We start from the raw sequence: 17454 nt of genomic DNA, 5'->3' as shown, positions 1-17454 counted from the left end.
GACCCGCGCACCGCTCGTGATCCGCAGGGCCCCGCACCCCCGCGACCCGGACACGCCCGCCCGCGGCTACCGGGTCCGCGATCGCCGGCTGCGCCGCCACCACCGCGGTGACGCCTACCGGCTCACGGCCCTCGGCGGCCTGGCCGCGCTGTCACCGGATGCCTTGTCCAGCATCGCCTACGGCCCGGAGGCCATCGTGTCGGTGCTGGTCTCCGCGGGCGCCGACGCCGTGCGCTACACGGTGCCGGTCGCGGTGGCGATCACCGTGCTGCTGCTGGTGCTGGTCGTCTCCCACCGGCAGGTGGTGGCGGAGTTCCCGGACGGCGGCGGTTCCTACGCGGTGGCGCAGCGCGAGTTCCGTCGCCCGGTGAGCCTGCTCGCGGCGGCCGCGCTGGTGATCGACTACGTGCTGACCGTGGCGGTGGCCCTGGCGGCCGGGGCGGCCGCGCTGGGCAGCCTGTTCCCGCTCATCGCCGACCATCTACTGGCGACCGAGCTGATCGCCCTGGCCGCGCTCACGGCCGTGAACCTGGTCGGCATCGCCGAATCCGCGAAGGTGCTGCTGGCACCAGCCGTGTTGTACGTCGTGGTGATCGGCGCGATCATCGTGGTCGGTCTGCTGCGGGCGGAGCCGGTCGCCACGATCGGCACGCCGTCGGTGTTCCACGAGGTGCCCGGCGTGCTCGGACCGCTGCTGCTGCTGAAGGCCTTCTCGGCGGGCGGGTCGTCGGTGACCGGGGTGGAGGTGGTCGCCAACAGTGTGCCCGCGTTCCGGGCGCCCGCGGTGCGCCGCGCGCAGCGCGCCGAGGTCGCGCTCGGTCTGCTGCTCGGCGTGCTGCTGCTCGGCATCGCGAAAGTGATTGCGACCCACCATGTCCTGCCGCGCGACGGAGTGACGCTGCTGGCGCAGCTCGCGGCGGCCGCGTTCGGGACCGGGGTGCTGTTCCACGTCGCCAACCTGACCGTCGCCGGGGTGCTGGGGCTGGCGGCGAACACCAGTTACGGCGGGTTGCCGGTGCTGCTGAGCCGCCTCGCCGACGATCACCGGATGCCGCACCTGTTCGCCCTGCGCGCCGAGCGCCCGGTGTACCGGTTCGGGGTGGCGGCGCTGGGCGTGCTGGCGGCGCTGGTGCTGATCCTCGTCGACGCCCGCGTCGATCATCTGCTGCCGCTCTACGCCGTCGGCGTGTTCATCGGCTTCACGATCAGTCAGACCGGTCTGGTACGGCGCCGGGTGCGCGACCACGGGCGATACTGGGGCTGGAACGTGCTGCTCAACGGGATCGGAGCGGCGCTGACCGCACTGGCCGCGGTGGTGTTCTTCCTGGAGCGGTTCACCGAAGGCGCGTGGTTGCTGCTGTTCCTGGTGCCCGCGCTCATGCTGCTGTTCGACCGCACCGAGCACTACTACCGCGAGGTGGCCGCCGAGCTGGAGATGGGCACCGCGATACCGGCGCCGCGGCGCGACCCGGCGCGGCGCACGGTAGTGGTCGTGCCGGTGGTCGCCGTCAGCGGGCTCACCCGCCGGGCGCTGGACGCCGCGCTGAGCCTGGGCGAGCAGGTGCACCCGATCGCGGTGGACATCGATCCGGTGACCACCGCGCGGTTGGTCGACCAGTGGCATGCCTGGGATCCCGGGCTGGAACTGGAGGTGCTGCCGAGCCCGCGGCACGGCATGGTCGAGCCGATCGTCGACTACGCCCGTCGCCTCACCGCGCCGGACCTGCAGGTGGTGGTGCTGCTGCCGCGCATCGAACCGCGCCGGCGACGGTACCGGATCCTGCACAACCAGCGCGCCCCGATCATCGCCGAGGCACTGGACCGGCACACCGACGCCATCGCCGCGACCATCACCATGCACCTGGACTGACGCCGCCGGACGGTCGTTAGACTCCGCCGCGATACACGTCGACAGTTTCGGATTGGGGTTGCACGGCGCCATGCTCAAAGGTTTCAAGGACTTCCTGATGCGCGGAAACGTCATCGACCTGGCGGTCGCGGTCGTGATGGGAACGGCGTTCACCGCGATCGTCAAGTCGGTCACCAAGGGAGTCGTGGAGCCGCTCCTGGCGGTGCTGGGCAGCAACAGTCAGCTGGGGCTGGGTGTACAGCTGGTCCCCGGCAAGCCCGCGACCTTCATCGCCGCCGGGCCGATCATCAGCGCCTCGCTCGATTTCGTGATGGTCGCGGCGGTGCTGTATTTCGTGCTGATCATGCCGATGAACCATCTGAAGAAGCGCTTCAGCGGCAAGAAGAAGGCCGACCCCACGCAGACCGAGCTGCTGGTCGAGATTCGGGATCTGTTGCAGGCCCAGGCGTCTCGGCAGCAGTCGCCGGAGACCGTGCGGCCCATGGACGAGGCGGTCCGGTCGACGGTGGACTGAACCGACCGGTCCGGGTCCGAGCGAAATTCGAGTACCGCGCTACTCGCGCCGCGGTGCCATCCACAGCGCACCCTCGAAATGTGGCACAGCACAAACTCTTCTGCGTTCCGGGTACCTGGGAGGCCGTCACCGCGGCCGAGGAATTCGGGCGGATCGAACCGCGCACCGAGATCGGCATGCTCACCGGTGTCACCGATCTGCTCGATCGGCGTGTCTTCGAGGTCGTGTACCTCAATTATTCGATCGCCCTCGGGCCGCTGGCCGGTGGCGGCGACGCGCTGCTCGACGTGCTCGGGCAGCCGTCGTATCGGGCGGCGCGGGATATGGGCGTCACCGAGCTGGTGCGGCTGATCCGCGAACATCGCGGCGGCTTCGGCATTCTCGGCTACGGACAGGGCGGGGCGGTGGCGTCGCTGGTCGGCCGGGAACTGGTGTCCGGCGGATTGCGCGACCGGCTGCCGCAGTGTCATTGGCTGCACACCTTCGCCTCGCCGCACCGCGGCGCCGGGCATACCTTCCCGCTCGGCAATCAGCTGGCGGGGCAAGGCATTTCCGGTGACCCGTGCACCGACACCGGGCCCATCGACTGGTTCGACTACTGCCTGCCCGGCGACCTCTACGGCGACGCCGGCCTGGCCGACACCTATCTGGCCCGGGCCTACGGGCTGGCCATCGACCGGCCGCTGGTGGACCCGTTCGCGATGATCGCCGGGTGCAGCGACAGCCTGCTGCGCGGCCGGTTGCGCGATGTCGTCGCCGGGCTCGGCGAGGATCCGGCGGTGGTGGTGGGCAAGGCCGGCATCACCGCGGCCACCCTCGCCACCTTCCTGCAGCACTACCCGCACGACAAATACGCCGTGCGGGAGATCCTGCCCGGCACGACGGCCCTACGGCATTCGGCCAACCACCTGAACTTCTGGGGGCCACGGGTAGATGCCGACCATCCGACGGCGGTGGCGCGGGCCTGACGATCCCGGTACGCGCGATTCCCCTCGGCCAGGCACCGAAGGGACTCGATGGAGCGCAGCTGCCGATGCCCCTCAGATGCCCTCCTTTTGCGAACCGACGAACTCGATGGCGGCGACCAGGCCATCGCCGGTCACGTGGGTAGCGGGACCAAACGTTGCGCGTCGTCGAACAGGCGGAATTCGGCGACTCGGGCGGCGGCCAGCGCGGCCAGCGCGGCGGCGGCGAGGAGCATGTACATGACGACGATCTGGTATCGGATGGCGGTCAGGGGCTCGACGCCCGCGAGGATGAGACCGGTCATCGCGCCGGGGAGGCTGATCAGGCCGACCACCTTGGTGGAGTCGATCGCCGGGACCAGCGCGGTGCGCAATGCCGACCGCCGATACGGCAGAAACGCTTCTCGCGCAGGCAGTCCCAGACACAAACGGGCCTCGACGGCCGGGCGCGCCGCTTGCGCGTCCTCGTGCACGCGGCGCAGCGCGAGACCGGTGGCCTGCATGGCTCCGGAGACGATCATGCCGCCCACCGGAACGACCACCCGTGCCTGCGTCGAGATCACCCCGAGCAGGATGAGCGCGCCCAGCGTGACCACCGTGCCGAACGCGACACCACAGGTCGCCGCCCGAACAGCCTGCGGCACACCGGATCCCCGCCGCCCCGCCACCTGGCCCGCGACCACCACCATCACCGCGACCCAGCCGAGCGCGCCCGGTAATCCGGTGTGCCGGAACAAGACCAACAGGACCGCACCGACGACCGCCAGCTGCACGCCCGCTCGCGCGGCGGCAATCAACAGTTCTCGCGTGAGCCCCAATCGCTGCCGGTAGGCGACCAGCGCCGCCACTCCCACCAGTACCAGCGACACCGCCACGCCCGGCCAGTCGGGCACCGAAAGTCCTTCTGTCACAGCATCGTCCATTCATCCAGCGGGCACGACACGCCTGTCGCCCTCACGGCTCCCACCGATCGACACCGTCCGTGTCCGGCCCGCCGCTCCGATCCCACGGCACTCGCGCCTCCGTCGAGGACCTCGGGGTCCCCGGGGATTCACGCTGCCGCTTCGCAGTCGCCACCTCACCTGCGCTACCGGCCGGCTCCGCGGAGTGTCGGGCCGCTGTTTCACCCGAGTTGCCGTTCGGCTCCGCAGCAGAACCTGGAGCTGATTCACCGGCGCCGGGGATGGAAGGCGCCGTCGCAGCGCCGCGCGGGCTGCCCGGTGCGGACGAACTCGTCGGCGCGGGCTTGCGTCCGGGTGCTGCGGGCACATCCGGTACCGCGTTCTCGACCGCCTCGCTGAGTGCGCCGAGCGGGGACAGGCGACCGCCTTCCAGGAGCAGGATGTCGTCGGCGACGGCGGCGGTGAATACGCTGTCGTGGCTGACCAGCACGACGCTGCCGCCCGATCGGCAATGCGCCCGAATCAGTTCGCCGACCACCTCGGCGGCCGCCTCGTCCAGCGCGGAGGTCGGCTCGTCCAGCAGCAGCACCTCGGGCCGGACGGCCAGGGCGCGCGCCAGGCACACCCGCTGCGCCTCGCCGCCGGACAGTTCGGCGCAGCGCCGGTGCAGGAATGTCTCCGGTAACCCGACGCGGTTCAGCAATGCGCCGACCTGCTCGTCCCACAGCGACGGCCGCCCCACCCGCACCTCGTCCACCACCACGTCGGACAGCAGCACCGGATGCTGCGGCACCAGCCCGACCCGCCGCCGCAATTCGAGCACATCCAGTTCGTCGATCGGCACGCCGTCGAGCAGGATCCGCCCCTCGGACGGTTCACCCAGCCGGTTGAGCAGCCGCAACAACGTGGTCTTCCCGGCCCCGCTCGGTCCCGCCACCGCCGTGCACCGACCTGCCGAGACAGTAAGACCGATACCTCCGAACAACGTGCGCCCACCAAAGGCCACGCCAACTCCTTCGAGGACAATGCTCTGCACGGCCCCACCATGCCCCACCGCCGCCGATACCGCAGCCCGACCACCACCCCACCGCCGAATCTTGTGCGGAGTCACCGTCCCCGAACCCGCGTCTGTCGCGCGCCTCGCGCCGAGTCCGGTCGCCATCGCGGGCGGCAAGACTCACGCAGCTGCATGCTTGGGCGGGCGCCGCGGTCGGCCGAAGTCGTTAGCATGCACGGGTGGCGAATCTGAAGGTATCGGTCGACGTCCCGATCTCTCCCGATCGGGCATGGGCGCATGCGGCCGATCTGCGCGAGCTGGATCGGTGGCTGCTCATGCACGAGGCGTGGCGGGGCAGCGTTCCCGAGGAGCTCACCCCCGGCACCGAACTGGTCGGCATCGCGTCGGTGAAGGGGCTGCGCAATCGGGTGCGATGGACCGTGCGCACGGCCGAGCCGCCGAAGCGGCTGGTGCTCAGCGGTTCCGGGAAGGGCGGCTCCAAATTCGGCCTGGAGCTGCGGGTGGCGCCGAAGGGCGACGGCTCGGAGGTGACCGTCGACATCGAACTCGGCGGGCGGCCACTGTTCGGCCCGATCGGCGCGGGGGTGGCCCGCGCCCTGAAGGGCGACATCGACCGGTCGCTCGCGCGCTTCGTCGAGTTGTACGCCTGAGCCCACCGAACCAGCCGGATGCCACGTTCGTCCCCCTCGGAACGAACGTGGCATCCGGCTTTTCCTATGCCGGACGTTTGGCGAGATCGCGGCGAAACTGTAACATGTTTCAGTTAGAAGTCAGTGGACGAAGAAGCGAACTCGCTAGAACATCAGCGCGCGGGCAAACACCCGGGATCGCTCCGGATCTACGCGGACACCTGCATATATAGAGGCCCGGCAGCAGGTCCCCAGCAGCGCACCTCGCGCCGATCCCGCGCGAATCGCTATTTACTTAGCGGCGATCCGCCGGTTAATCTTGCGCGGACGCAGACAGAAGGGAAGGTCTCATGCAGATCAACAACGCCGTCGCCGTGGTGACCGGCGGCGCCTCCGGGCTGGGCCTGGCGACCGTACGGGAACTGCACGGTCAGGGCGCCAAGGTGGTCATCATCGACCTGCCGTCCTCCGACGGCGAGGCCATCGCGAAGGAGCTCGGCGAGAGCGTGGTGTTCGCGGCCGCCGACGTCACCGACGAGGAGCAGGTCACCGCCGCCCTCGACGCCGCCCAGGGCCTCGGCGAGCTGCGGATCGCGGTGAACTGCGCCGGCATCGGCAACGCGATCAAGACCGTGAGCAAGAAGGGCGCCTTCCCGCTGGCCGACTTCACCAAGGTGGTGAACGTCAACCTGATCGGCACCTTCAACGTCATTCGCCTTGCCGCCGAACGCATCTCGGCCACCGAGCCGGTCGGCGAGGAGCGCGGCGTCATCATCAACACCGCCTCGGTCGCCGCGTTCGACGGCCAGATCGGCCAGGCCGCCTACTCGGCGTCCAAGGGCGGCATCGTCGGCATGACCCTGCCCATCGCGCGGGATCTGTCGAGCCTGCGGATCCGCGTGAACACCATCGCCCCCGGCCTGTTCCACACCCCGCTGTTCGCGACCCTGCCCGACGAGGCCATCCAGTCCCTCGGCGCCCAGGTCCCGCACCCCTCCCGGCTCGGCAACCCGACCGAATACGCCGCTCTCGCCCGCCACATCGTGGAGAACCCGATGCTCAACGGCGAGACCATCCGCCTCGACGGCGCCATCCGCATGGCCCCGCGCTGAGCGAAAGCGCTGCTGGCACAACGCAGAAGGCCCGGTCCCGCAGACCGGGCCTTCGCGCTGTCGTGACTCAGCGCTCGGCGGTGACCGCCGTGTCGGTCTCGCCTTCCGCCATGACCGCTTCGCCGCGCGCCACCATTCCTGCCTCGTCGGACAGTTTCAGGTGCGGGATGAACAGCGCGAGCAGGAAGGCAAGGGCCGCACCGGGAATCAGGTACCAGAACCCCGGCACCAGCGCGTCGACGTAGGCGCCGACGATCGCGTCGTGCAGGCCCTCCGGCAGATTCTTGACCACCGAGGGCACCAGCGCGCCCGGCTGCAGACCGGACTGTGCCGCCTCCTGATAGTGCTCCCGGAACACATCGGTGAGTCCCTCGGTGAGCCGGTGGGTGAAGATGGAGCCGAAGATCGCCACGCCGATCGCGCCACCCATCTCGCGGAAGTAGTTGTTGGCGCTGGTCGCCGTGCCGATCTGATCGGCCTGCACGGCATTCTGCACCACCAGCACGATGACCTGCATGATCAGGCCCAGTCCAGCGCCCATCACGAACAGCATCGCGCCGACCACCCACATCGAGGTGTCCGCGTTCAATCGCGTCATCCACAGCATGCCGACGACCATGATCAGCGCGCCGACCGGTGGATAGATCCGGTAGCGCCCGGTGCGGGTGATGGCGGCCATCGAGGTAGTCAGCGTCGCCATCATGCCGATCATCATCGGGATCAGCAGCAGGCCGGACACGGAAGCCGAAGTGCCGGTCGCCATCTGCAGGTAGGTCGGCAGAAACGCCAGCGCCGCGAACATCACCAGACCGACCACCAGGCCGATCGCGGAGGTCAGCACGAAGCTGCGGTTGCGGAACAACCACAGCGGCAGCATCGGCTCCTCCGCCCGCGACTCCACCACGATGAACGCCGCCACCACGATCACCAGCGCCGCGATCATCGACAGGATCGTCGGCGAATCCCAGGCGTGCCGCTTGCCGCCCCAGTCGGTGATCAGGATCAGCAGCGCGGTGGCCGACGACATCAGCACCACACCGAGATAGTCCGGCTTGGTCTTCGGGCGATGACTCGGAATGCTCAAGTAGCGGAACGCGATCGCCATGGCGGCCAGACCCACCGGCACATTGATCCAGAAGCACCACTGCCAGCCGAGATGGTCGGCGAACAGCCCGCCGAGCAGCGGACCGGCGACCGAGGTGAGGCCGAACACCGCACCCATCGGCGCCATGTACTTGCCGCGGTCCTTGGCGGGCACCACGTCGGCGATGATGGCCTGCGCCAGGATCATCAACCCACCGCCGCCGACGCCCTGCAGGCCGCGGAACACGATGAATTCCCAGAATCCGGTGGACAGCGCCGCGCCGACCGACGCCGCGGTGAACACCCCGATGGCGAACAGGAATAGCCAACGCCGCCCGAACAGGTCGCCGAACTTGCCGTAGATCGGCATCACGATCGTGGTGGCGAGCAGGTAGGACGTTGCGGTCCAAGCCATTTCGGAGACACCGCCGAGCTGTCCGACGATGGTCGGCATGGCGGTGCCCACGATGGTCTGATCGAGGCTGGCCAGGAACATGCCCGCGATCAACGCGGAGAATATGAGCCAGACCCGCTTCTGGGTGAGGACGATAGGGGGCGGCGACGCGTCGGCCGTCGTGGTCATCGTTCGGTCTCCTTCTACTGTCGCCCGCTGTCGAACAAGCGGGCGGCGAGGTCACATTGATCGTGCAGAGCTTCGGCCAGTGAGCGATCCGGGTTGTCGGCCAGCGACATCGCCGCTCTGGTACTCAGCGCCGACATGAGATGCGCTGTGAGCGCGGCGAATTGGGTCGAAACGGCCGAGCCCATCCGCGCCGAGAGCAGTTCCCCGACCGCTTCCTCGTACCGCGCGCCGGCGGCCACGAACGCCGCCAGTACCCGGGACTCCTGCTTGATGATCTCCGCCACCAGCGAAACACTTTCCCGCACTTCGTTGTCGGGCTCGTAACCGGAGGCGTACAGCCACGTCAGATCGTCGATCAGCACTCCCGTGGGACCGCCGGCGACGAACTGTTCTCGCGTATCGGGCGTGCCGATCTCCCCCACCGGACCGACTACCGCGTCCAACTTGGTCTCGTAATAGTTGAAGAACGTCCGAGGCGAGACACCCACCGCCTTCGCCACATCCTCGGCGGTCGTGGCATCCAACCCCCGCTCCAGCGTGAGCCGCCGCGCGGCCACGCACAGCGCCAGCCTGGTCTGCCGCTTCTTCTGCTCCCGCAGCCCCAACTCCACCGCAACCTTCCCCTCGGACACCCGAAAAATCTAGCACAAACTGAAATATTTCAGAAACTGCAAGTTGATGTGAGGTGGAGCACCACGACCGCCCGAGACGCGGGCGACACCTTTCCACGGGCGAAAAGTCTTGCGGTGCAGCGGTTGCCGCCCCGCCACTAGGCTCGCCCCGTGAATTCTCTCGACGATGACGAGTTCGACAGGTTCGCCGAGGTCGTGCTGCGGCAGGTCAGCGATCTCGGCGATCCGCACGCGCAGTACGATCCGGCGGAATTCGCCATCCATCTCAGCGACGACACCCAGCTGTACCTCGGCAATCTGTTCCGGGACAGCCGGGGGCTGTCGGATCGGGAACGCGACGAGGCGATCGTCCGCTTCGTGACCGTCATGCGCGACAGCACCGGCGAACTCCCGGGCTGGCCCGAGGCGCGGTCGCAACTACGGCCGATCCTGCGTCCCATCACTTTCGGGCTCGACGCGCCACCGGACATGCGCCCGGTGTCGCGCCCCGCCTTCCCGTTCGTGCGGGAGATGGTGGCCTACGACCAGCCCGCCGCCCGCTCGATCATTCTCGAAGCGACACTGCGGGAATGGGACATCACGCCCGACGAACTGTTCGCGGTGGCGCACGAGAATCTCGCGGCGATCACCCCGCCGGTTCGTGAGCCCGGCGTCTTCGTCCGCTACGCCGACGACGGCGACGCCTATGTCGCCTCCTGGCCCCTGCTGTCCGGCTGGCTGGCCTCCCATCGCACAGCCGAACATCGGCCCGTCGCGTTCATGCCCGACTACGACACCCTCATCGTCGCGCCCGACGATCCGGAGATCCTCGGCCAGGTCTTCGAGATGGTCGAGGAGCACTACGGCGATGCGACACGGCCACTTTCGCCGCAGGGCTACACCCTCGACGCGCACGACCGGATCGTGCCGTTCGATCGAGCCGGACCGCACCCGCAGTTGCCCGCGGCGGCCCGCGCCCGCTGCGGCCTGGCCGTCACCGAATACGGCTTGCAGACGCATTGGCTGAACGAGACCTACGGACGCGACTTCGACTACGGCCCTTACGATCTCGCTCCGGCCTATGTCGGCGCCCTGAGCTACGTCGACGGCGACGACGGCCCGTGCACCGTCGCCGTATGGGGCGAGGGCGTGGAATGGCTACTGCCCGAAGCGGATTACCTCAGCATCTACGGCGTCGACCGACACGACGAACCGGTGCACCTGTTCGAGGTCTCGTTCACCGACGCCGCCGACATCGCCGGCCTGACCCCGGTGCCGGGCATGGCCCCGGCCCGCTACGAAGCCCGGAAATGGCCGACCGCGCAGGTGATGTCCAGACTGCGCGCGGTGGCGGTCACCGCCGCCGCCACCGGGCCCGAGACCGCCACTGCCCCCGGGGGACTCGATCACTGAACCCGGCCAGATGCAACGCCAGACCGAGCAACCCGGCGATGACGAGGGCGTAGACCCCGGATGTCATAGCCCCGTTGGCGAGTTCCAGCAGCAGGGCGATCACGAACAGAACAGCAGCAGCGATGGCGAACATGGCTGGGCAATACCCCTGCCCGGCGCGATCATTCCGCACCCGGCGCGGGCGCCACCGATGAATTCGATGAACTCACCGGGTCTACACCTACATCCCGCAACATGCGAAGAGGAGGACCCCATGAGCACCACCCCGGCTCTGCCGCCCGTCGTCGACGCCGATACCTGGCAGCACGAACTCGACGCCCTGCGCAAACGCGAGAAGGCCGCCACCCGTGAACTCGACGCGATCGCCGCCCAGCGCCGCCGCCTGCCGATGGTCGAAATGCCCGAATACACCCTGGAGGGCGAGTCGGGATCGGTCCGGCTGGCCGACATCTTCGAAGGCAGGTCACAGCTGATCGTCTACAACCACATGTGGTTCCCCGGCGAGAAATGGCAGTGTGGCGGCTGCACCGGCTTCACCTCGCAATTCACCCGGCTCGAGTTCCTGAACAACTACGACGCCCGATTCGTCATCGTCACCCAGGGCCCCATCGACGAGGCCCTCGCCTACAAGCGCCGGGTAGGCAACAAAATGACCTGGTACTCCACGGCGAACAGCCCCTTCGGCGCCGACGTCGGCGCTCCGCCCGGCGCGGGCTTCGCCGTCAACGTATTCCTGCGCGACGGCGACACGGTCTACCGCACCTGGCACACCGACGGCCGCGGCACCGAACAACTCAGCCACACCTTCGCCCTCATCGACCTGCTCCCCTACGGCCGCCAGGAAGAATGGCAGGACTCCCCCGCCGGTTGGCCCCAATCCCCCACCTACTCCCGCTGGAGCACCGCACAGGAAATAGCCGCCGCCTACGGCGAGGCGGAATAGCTGAACCGTCGCATCCATTTGGTCATGATCCACTTCTCGCCCGCGCGCACCGGCGCTCCGGCGTGTTTCGTGGCCGGGTCGAGTTGTCCGCGGTCGTTGAAGTATCGGAAATAGACCGCACGGCCCTTGCGGGGAGCAACCGAAATGCCCGCGTCGGCAAAGACGGTCTCGCCGCCGTCTTCCACGTCGTTGAGGTAGACGATGAGGGTCGCCGTGCGCTGACCACCGCGGGCGATATGGGCGACGTGACCGGGTTGGTCGGGCGGGAAATAGTCGAAGTGGGCTTGGTATTCACCACCGACCCCATAGCGCAGAACCTGCAGATCCTCACCGTTCTCCAGCGGAGAGTTCATCAACGCCGAAATCCGCCGATCGAGCCGCTCGATCAGCGGATTCTCGCACAACCTGAAATACGTGCCCTCACTGGTTCTGTTATTGATCACCCCCACCCGCCCGGTCTTGGAGTCGACGATCGTGGACCGCCGCAGTCTGTCCTTCGACAGCTCCATCACCTCGTCACATTCCTCGGCGGAAAGCACATCGTCGAACAGAATCAGCTGCGGCCGCTGCAGCCGCAGCACCGAACGGATCTCCCGATCGTGCGCGTGAACGACCCGCTCGGTCGATACCGGGCAGGTGTCGTACCGATAACCGAAGGAATCCGGAATCTCCCCCGCCAGGCAAGCCCGCACGGCCGCCGCCGCCGCATCCTTGTCGAAACCGCCCCCGACCATCGACTCGATCAACGATTCGATAGAACACCCCCGAGCAAGATTCTCCTGCAGCCAGCTACGCCACGAAGCATCCATCGACACCGTCATATAAACGGATCCTAAGCGCCCCCACCCACCCACCAGACCCTCCAGCCCTGGGAATCAGCGCGGCCGGGGGCGGCATCGGCGGCCCATGAAAAGGCCCTCACCCGCTTGGCGAGTGAGGGCATTTCAGTGGAGCTGCCGGGAATCGAACCCGGGTCCTCCGCCGCTTCTTCAGGGCTTCTCCGTGTGCAGTTCGCTATGCCTCTGCTCGGATCTCTCGGTCACGCGAACAAGCCGAGATGACGATCCCAGTCGCTGTGCGATGTCCCGTCCGCCTCCGCGACCGAGGCGGACGGTGGAGCCCTCTAGCTGATGCCAGTGACCGGGCCGAGGGCGAACCCGGGCTGACAGACACGCTCTACTGCTTAGGCAGCGAGAGCGTAGTCGCGCTGATGAGAATCGGCGCTTATTGGGTTACAGCGACGCTTACGGTGGTCTCCTGCCTGCACCGACACGCTTCCCCTGAATCGACGTACGCAGTCGAAACCGTTCAGCCCCGTCTCGATCATCGATCCAGATTTCCCGGCTGGTGGCCGGGCTGTTCATCATAACACTGCCGCTCAGTCGGACATTCCCGCGTCACCGCATGCCCTTGATGCGCCGGCCCAGTTCGCGGGTCACCTCCCGCTCGGCGGTGCGCCGGGCCAGGTCCTGACGCTTGTCGTAGTCCTGCTTGCCCTTGGCCAGCGCCAGCTCCACCTTGACCTTGCCGTCGGAGAAGTACATCGACAGCGGGACCAAGGTCTGCGAACTCTCCTTGGTCTTGCCGGTCAGCTTGTCGATCTCGCGGCGGTGCAGCAGTAGCTTGCGCGTGCGGCGCGGGGCATGGTTGGTCCAGGTGCCGTGCCCGTACTCGGGGATGTGCAGACCGCGCAGCCACACTTCGCCGTCATCGATGGTGGCATAGGCGTCGACCAGCGACGCCTTGCCCTCACGCAGGCTCTTCACCTCGGTACCGACCAGCGCGACCCCGGCCTCGAACGTCTCCAGGATCGTGTAGTTGTGCCGCGCCTTGCGGTTCGTGGCGATCACCTTTCGCCCCTGCTCCTTCATAGCGTTAGACAGTAATGGCCGCGGGCAATCGAATATTCCGCGCGTTCGCTCCGGGCGCACGGCACCGCCCGGCGACGCGGTGCGTCGCCGGACAGTTGTGCCCGAAGCTCAAGCCCGGTCGCGCGGGTCGAGTACCACCTGAGTGCCCGGGGTCGCCGCGACCTGGAGGGTTCGCAGCCGCAGCAGCGACGGGTTCTCCTCCAGCAGCCGCGCGGTGTTGGCGAGCGACCGCAGCGCGGCCGCCTCGGCGCGGGCCCGCTCCAGGTCGGCCCGGCCGCGCTCCTTGGCGAGCACCGTCTCCAGTGCCGCCTTGCGCAGCTCACCCGGCAGCATCAGGTCGCGGGCGCGCACGCTCGACACCCGGATGCCGAGGTCGGCGACCGCGGCGGCCACCTCGTCGGCCCCCGCCAGCAGACCGCGGTCGGCGACCAGTTCGTCGAGGGTGTGCGCGGCGACCTTGTCCCGCGCGGTCTCCTGGACCGCCGCGTACAGTACCGACTCCGAGTACTGCGCGCCGGTGGTGAACGCGAGCGGATCGGTGACCACCCAGTTCACCGCGAAGCTGACCCGCAGCGACAGACCGTCGCGGGTGAGGAGTTCCTGCCCGGACACCTGCAGCTGACGCGGGCGCATATCGACCGCGACCAGCGTGCACCGGCGCTGGTCGTAGCGGTGCCGGCCCGGCTCGAGCACCTTCTCGAGCTTGCCGTCGCGGTACAGCAGCGTGCGCTGCCACTCCATCACGGTCGTGAACATCACGAAACTCCTTCCCCCGCATGAACATTCGCGAATACGTCCGGTCCGGCCACGGCAGCGCGGCGGGGGCGCGCTCCGTCGCGACGGAGTGCCCGCAGGGCCGCGGCACCGCATGCGACCGGACAGGACGCACCGCTGGTAGAGGAATCGAACCCCAACAGACTTGGTGTCTGCGCCAACCTGAATGGCGTGGCCGCACCGACACGGGGAACGCGGGCCGGAGATTCCGGTGCGCCCCTTGATGGCGACCGAGGTCAACGGTAGAGAACCGGGCTCCGATGCGCGAGCGAATTTCCGCCGCGCGCTACGTGTGCACCTGGAGGTAGAGAACGAACACCGCGATCCACAGCACGATCAGGATGATCGTCGATACCCGCGGACGTCCCAGCGCCCGCCGGGCGTGCGGGCGCAGCCAACCGGCCTCGACGGTGCCTTCGGTGACTCGGCCGACCTGTCCCCGCGCGGCATCGGGCGCGTCACCGGAACCGGAGCCCGAACCGGAATCGGAAGACTGATCGGAACGATCGCCGCCACCCTGGTCGTGCGTCATGGCGGCACGTTATCCGCCCCGCCCGCGCAAAGCGAGCGTTTCGGGCAGTCGGTATGTCGTCGGCATCGGCGGCACCTCCCTAGCCTCCCGGCCGGACCTGCAGATAGAGAACCAGCACGGCCACCCACACCGAGACCAGCACCATGGTCGAAACCCGCAGACGACCCAGCCGCTGCCGCCACAAACGGCTCCACCGCGACGTGCGCGCCGACGCGGTCCCGGCTACCTGCGGCTCCGACGGCGCGATCCGAACCGTGTTCTCCGAGGGTGCCAGGGCACTTCGACTGGGGGAAACACCGTCCCCGTGGACCGCGTCGTCGTCACCGGGTGCCATACCCGAACGGTACCCAGGTTCGGGCCGGGGATAAACGCGGCCCGGCTCCTCGGCCCTCAGTACCTTTCGTCGGGCGGCGGTTCGTGGTCCCACTCGGGCGGCGGTCCCTGGTCCCACTCGGGTGGCGGTTCCTGGTCCCACACGGGCAGCGGTTCCTGGTCCCGCACGGGATGCGGTTCCAGGCCCCGTACGGGATGCGGTTCGGGATCTCGCAGGCGCTGCGGATTCTGCCTGTCGGCCGACGACGCCCGGGGTGCGGAGGCACTGCGCGCGCGCGACCGCGTGCTCGACGGCGAACCGGCAGCCTGTGCAGTAGGCGACTCCGCGGCCGACACCGGCGACGCCGCGCCACCCGCCACCACCTCAAGCACTCCCTCCCCGTACTTGGCTCGCTTGTTCTCGCCGATGCCGCTGATCGCGCCGAGTCCGGCGAGGTCGGCGGGTTTGCGGGCGGCGATCTCGCGCAGCGTCGCGTCGTGGAAGACGACGTAGGCCGGAACACCCTGTTCCTTGGCGACCGCCGCGCGCCAGGCGCGCAGCCGTTCGAACAGGTCGGCATCGCCCGGCGCCAGGTCGGCGGCGGCCATGCGGGATGTCTTGGCGCGCGGGGCTTTCGCGGCCTTCGCCCGCTCGGGCTCGCGGCGCAGCAGCACCTTGCGCCCCGAGAACAGCACCTCGTTGCTGGCCTCGGTGAGGGTGAGCACGCCGTACTCGCCGTGCACGGCCAGCAGTGCCTGTGCGAGCAGCTGCCGGATCACCCCGCGCCATTCGGTGTCGCGCAGCTCGGCACCGACGCCGAACACCTTGAGTTCGTTGTGGTTGTGCTGCAACACCTTCGGGTTGGCCTTGCCGACCAGGATGTCGGCGATGTGGCCCGCGCCGAAGCTCTGCCCCCGCTCCCGCTTCAGCCGCAGCACCGTGGAGAGCACCTTCTGCGCGGCGACGGTGCCGTCCCAGGATTCCGGCGGATTCAGGCAGGTGTCGCAGTTGCCGCAGGGCTCACCGCGCTGGCCGAAGTAGGCCAGCAGCTGGGTGCGGCGGCACTGCACCGTCTCGCACAGCGCGAGCATGGCGTCCAGGTGCAGTTGCAGCTGGCGGCGGTGCGCGGCGTCGCCCTCGGAATTGTCGATCAGCTTGCGCTGCTGCACCACGTCGTTGAGGCCGTAGACCATCCACGCGGTGGAGGGCAGCCCGTCGCGCCCGGCACGGCCCGTCTCCTGGTAGTAGCCCTCGACCGACTTGGGCAGGTCGAGGTGGGCGACGAAACGCACGTCGGGTTTGTCGATGCCCATGCCGAAGGCGATGGTGGCGACCATGACCAGGCCGTCCTCGCGCAGGAACCGCGCCTGATTCGCCGCGCGCACCCGCGCGTCCAGCCCGGCGTGGTACGGCAGTGCCTCGATACCGTTGCGGCTCAGGAACTCCGCGGTCTTCTCCACCGAATTGCGCGACAGGCAGTAGACGATGCCCGCCTCGCCCGGGTACTCGCCGCTGATGAAGCTCAACAGCTGCTGATCGGGACGGTTCTTCGGCTCGATGCGGTACTGGATATTGGGGCGGTCGAAGCCCGCGACGAAATGCTTCGCGGCGGTGAGATCGAGCCGCTCGGCGATCTCCTTGCGGGTGGCCTCGGTGGCGGTCGCGGTCAGCGCGATGCGCGGGACGTCGGGCCAGCGCTCGTGCAGGACCGACAGCGACAGGTAGTCGGGCCGGAAATCGTGGCCCCACTGCGAGACACAGTGCGCCTCGTCGATGGCGAACACCGAAACCTCGGCCCGATCCAGCAGTTGCAGCGTGGAGTCGATGCGCAACCGCTCGGGGGCCAGATACAGCAGATCCAGTTCTCCGGCGACGAATTGCGCCTCCATCGCGCGCCGTTGGTCGGGGAACTGGGTGGAGTTGAGGAACCCGGCCCGCACCCCCAGTGCGTTGAGCGCATCGACCTGGTCCTGCATCAGCGCGATCAGCGGGGAGATCACCACGCCGACCCCGGGCCGCACCAGCGCCGGAATCTGATAGCACAGCGATTTGCCGCCGCCGGTGGGCATCAGTACGAGCGCGTCGCCGCCGGAGACCACCTGCCCGACGATGTCGGCCTGTAGCCCCCGGAAGCTCTCGTATCCGAACACGCGCCGCAGAACCTCATGCGCCGCATCGGAATTCGTGCCCGCAGCGGGCTGGTCGACCACCGTCTCGAGCGTCTCGGGGGAACTCACGCAGGCCATCCTACGGATCTCCGCCGACAACGCGACCGGGATCCGAACTCCCGCACCCCGTACCGGTTCACGCACGCCCTGCGG

17 protein-coding genes and 1 other RNA gene are annotated in these 17454 nt (G+C 68.5%); 7 read left to right on the top strand and 11 right to left on the bottom strand.

What is annotated here, in order from left to right; translation table 11 throughout:
• The first annotated feature begins 16 nt into the window (after positions 1–16).
• The 3 genes from NWFMUON74_RS07870 (at position 17) to NWFMUON74_RS07860 (ending at position 3352) form a co-directional block, all read left to right on the top strand.
• Positions 17–1870 (top strand): APC family permease, encoded by a 1854-nt coding sequence (locus tag NWFMUON74_RS07870; RefSeq protein WP_197986983.1) that lies wholly within the window; start codon positions 17–19, stop codon positions 1868–1870.
• A 70-nt stretch (positions 1871–1940) separates the two neighbouring features.
• A complete protein-coding gene (gene mscL, locus NWFMUON74_RS07865) occupies positions 1941–2384 on the top strand; it encodes a large conductance mechanosensitive channel protein MscL (RefSeq protein ID WP_187689009.1) in 444 nt (147 codons plus the stop codon).
• An 80-nt stretch (positions 2385–2464) separates the two neighbouring features.
• Positions 2465–3352 carry a hypothetical protein gene (locus NWFMUON74_RS07860; protein ID WP_187687289.1) on the top strand — a complete coding sequence of 296 codons (888 nt, stop codon included), beginning with the start codon at positions 2465–2467 and terminating at the stop codon, positions 3350–3352.
• Between the two features lie 131 nt (positions 3353–3483).
• Here NWFMUON74_RS07860 and NWFMUON74_RS07855 read toward each other — a convergent pair whose 3' ends face one another.
• Positions 3484–4260, bottom strand: coding sequence for an ABC transporter permease (locus NWFMUON74_RS07855; protein WP_232110904.1), 777 nt, complete (start codon positions 4258–4260; stop codon positions 3484–3486).
• Between the two features lie 43 nt (positions 4261–4303).
• On the bottom strand, positions 4304–5413 hold the full coding sequence (locus NWFMUON74_RS07850; RefSeq protein WP_187687287.1) for an ABC transporter ATP-binding protein: 1110 nt from the start codon (positions 5411–5413) through the stop codon (positions 4304–4306).
• A 74-nt stretch (positions 5414–5487) separates the two neighbouring features.
• On the opposite strand from NWFMUON74_RS07850, the gene NWFMUON74_RS07845 reads away from it, so the two are divergent.
• Together NWFMUON74_RS07845 and NWFMUON74_RS07840 are read left to right on the top strand one after the other, a co-directional pair.
• A complete protein-coding gene (locus NWFMUON74_RS07845) occupies positions 5488–5919 on the top strand; it encodes a type II toxin-antitoxin system Rv0910 family toxin (RefSeq protein ID WP_187687286.1) in 432 nt (143 codons plus the stop codon).
• Between the two features lie 329 nt (positions 5920–6248).
• Positions 6249–7010 (top strand): 3-hydroxyacyl-CoA dehydrogenase, encoded by a 762-nt coding sequence (locus NWFMUON74_RS07840; protein WP_187687285.1) that lies wholly within the window; start codon positions 6249–6251, stop codon positions 7008–7010.
• Positions 7011–7077: 67 nt separating this feature from the next.
• On the opposite strand, the gene NWFMUON74_RS07835 is transcribed toward NWFMUON74_RS07840, so the two are convergent.
• Both NWFMUON74_RS07835 and NWFMUON74_RS07830 read right to left on the bottom strand, forming a co-directional pair.
• Positions 7078–8676 (bottom strand): MDR family MFS transporter, encoded by a 1599-nt coding sequence (locus NWFMUON74_RS07835; RefSeq protein WP_187687284.1) that lies wholly within the window; start codon positions 8674–8676, stop codon positions 7078–7080.
• A gap of 14 nt (positions 8677–8690) precedes the next feature.
• On the bottom strand, positions 8691–9308 hold the full coding sequence (locus NWFMUON74_RS07830; protein ID WP_187687283.1) for a TetR/AcrR family transcriptional regulator: 618 nt from the start codon (positions 9306–9308) through the stop codon (positions 8691–8693).
• 150 nt (positions 9309–9458) lie between these two features.
• Between NWFMUON74_RS07830 and NWFMUON74_RS07825 the strand changes: the two genes are divergently transcribed.
• Entirely contained in the window at positions 9459–10700 is a 1242-nt protein-coding gene (locus NWFMUON74_RS07825) for a DUF1444 domain-containing protein (protein WP_187687282.1), read from the top strand.
• Positions 10701–10953: 253 nt separating this feature from the next.
• Positions 10954–11643 (top strand): DUF899 domain-containing protein, encoded by a 690-nt coding sequence (locus tag NWFMUON74_RS07820; protein WP_187687281.1) that lies wholly within the window; start codon positions 10954–10956, stop codon positions 11641–11643.
• Here the strand turns inward: NWFMUON74_RS07820 and NWFMUON74_RS07815 are convergent.
• From NWFMUON74_RS07815 to recQ, 7 genes are all read right to left on the bottom strand, one after another.
• Positions 11625–12497: a 2OG-Fe(II) oxygenase gene (locus NWFMUON74_RS07815; RefSeq protein WP_197986982.1), complete on the bottom strand. Its 873-nt coding sequence runs from the start codon at positions 12495–12497 to the stop codon at positions 11625–11627. The genes NWFMUON74_RS07820 and NWFMUON74_RS07815 overlap by 19 nt on opposite strands.
• Positions 12498–12588: 91 nt before the next feature.
• Positions 12589–12959: a transfer-messenger RNA gene (gene ssrA, locus NWFMUON74_RS07810) on the bottom strand.
• 81 nt (positions 12960–13040) lie between these two features.
• Positions 13041–13514, bottom strand: a complete 474-nt coding sequence (gene smpB, locus NWFMUON74_RS07805) for an SsrA-binding protein SmpB (protein ID WP_187687280.1) — start codon at positions 13512–13514, stop codon at positions 13041–13043.
• 108 nt (positions 13515–13622) lie between these two features.
• Entirely contained in the window at positions 13623–14270 is a 648-nt protein-coding gene (locus NWFMUON74_RS07800) for a slipin family protein (RefSeq protein WP_187687279.1), read from the bottom strand.
• Between the two features lie 304 nt (positions 14271–14574).
• Positions 14575–14820 (bottom strand): WLR motif membrane protein, encoded by a 246-nt coding sequence (locus NWFMUON74_RS07795; RefSeq protein ID WP_187687278.1) that lies wholly within the window; start codon positions 14818–14820, stop codon positions 14575–14577.
• 79 nt (positions 14821–14899) lie between these two features.
• Positions 14900–15154, bottom strand: a complete 255-nt coding sequence (locus tag NWFMUON74_RS07790) for a WLR motif membrane protein (protein ID WP_187687277.1) — start codon at positions 15152–15154, stop codon at positions 14900–14902.
• 56 nt (positions 15155–15210) lie between these two features.
• Positions 15211–17379, bottom strand: coding sequence for a DNA helicase RecQ (gene recQ / locus NWFMUON74_RS07785; RefSeq protein WP_187687276.1), 2169 nt, complete (start codon positions 17377–17379; stop codon positions 15211–15213).
• Positions 17380–17454 lie beyond the last annotated feature (75 nt).

Origin of the sequence: Nocardia wallacei (assembly GCF_014466955.1) — a bacterium.
GTDB lineage: Bacteria > Actinomycetota > Actinomycetes > Mycobacteriales > Mycobacteriaceae > Nocardia > Nocardia wallacei.
This window is presented reverse-complemented; position numbering and strand designations above follow the sequence as displayed.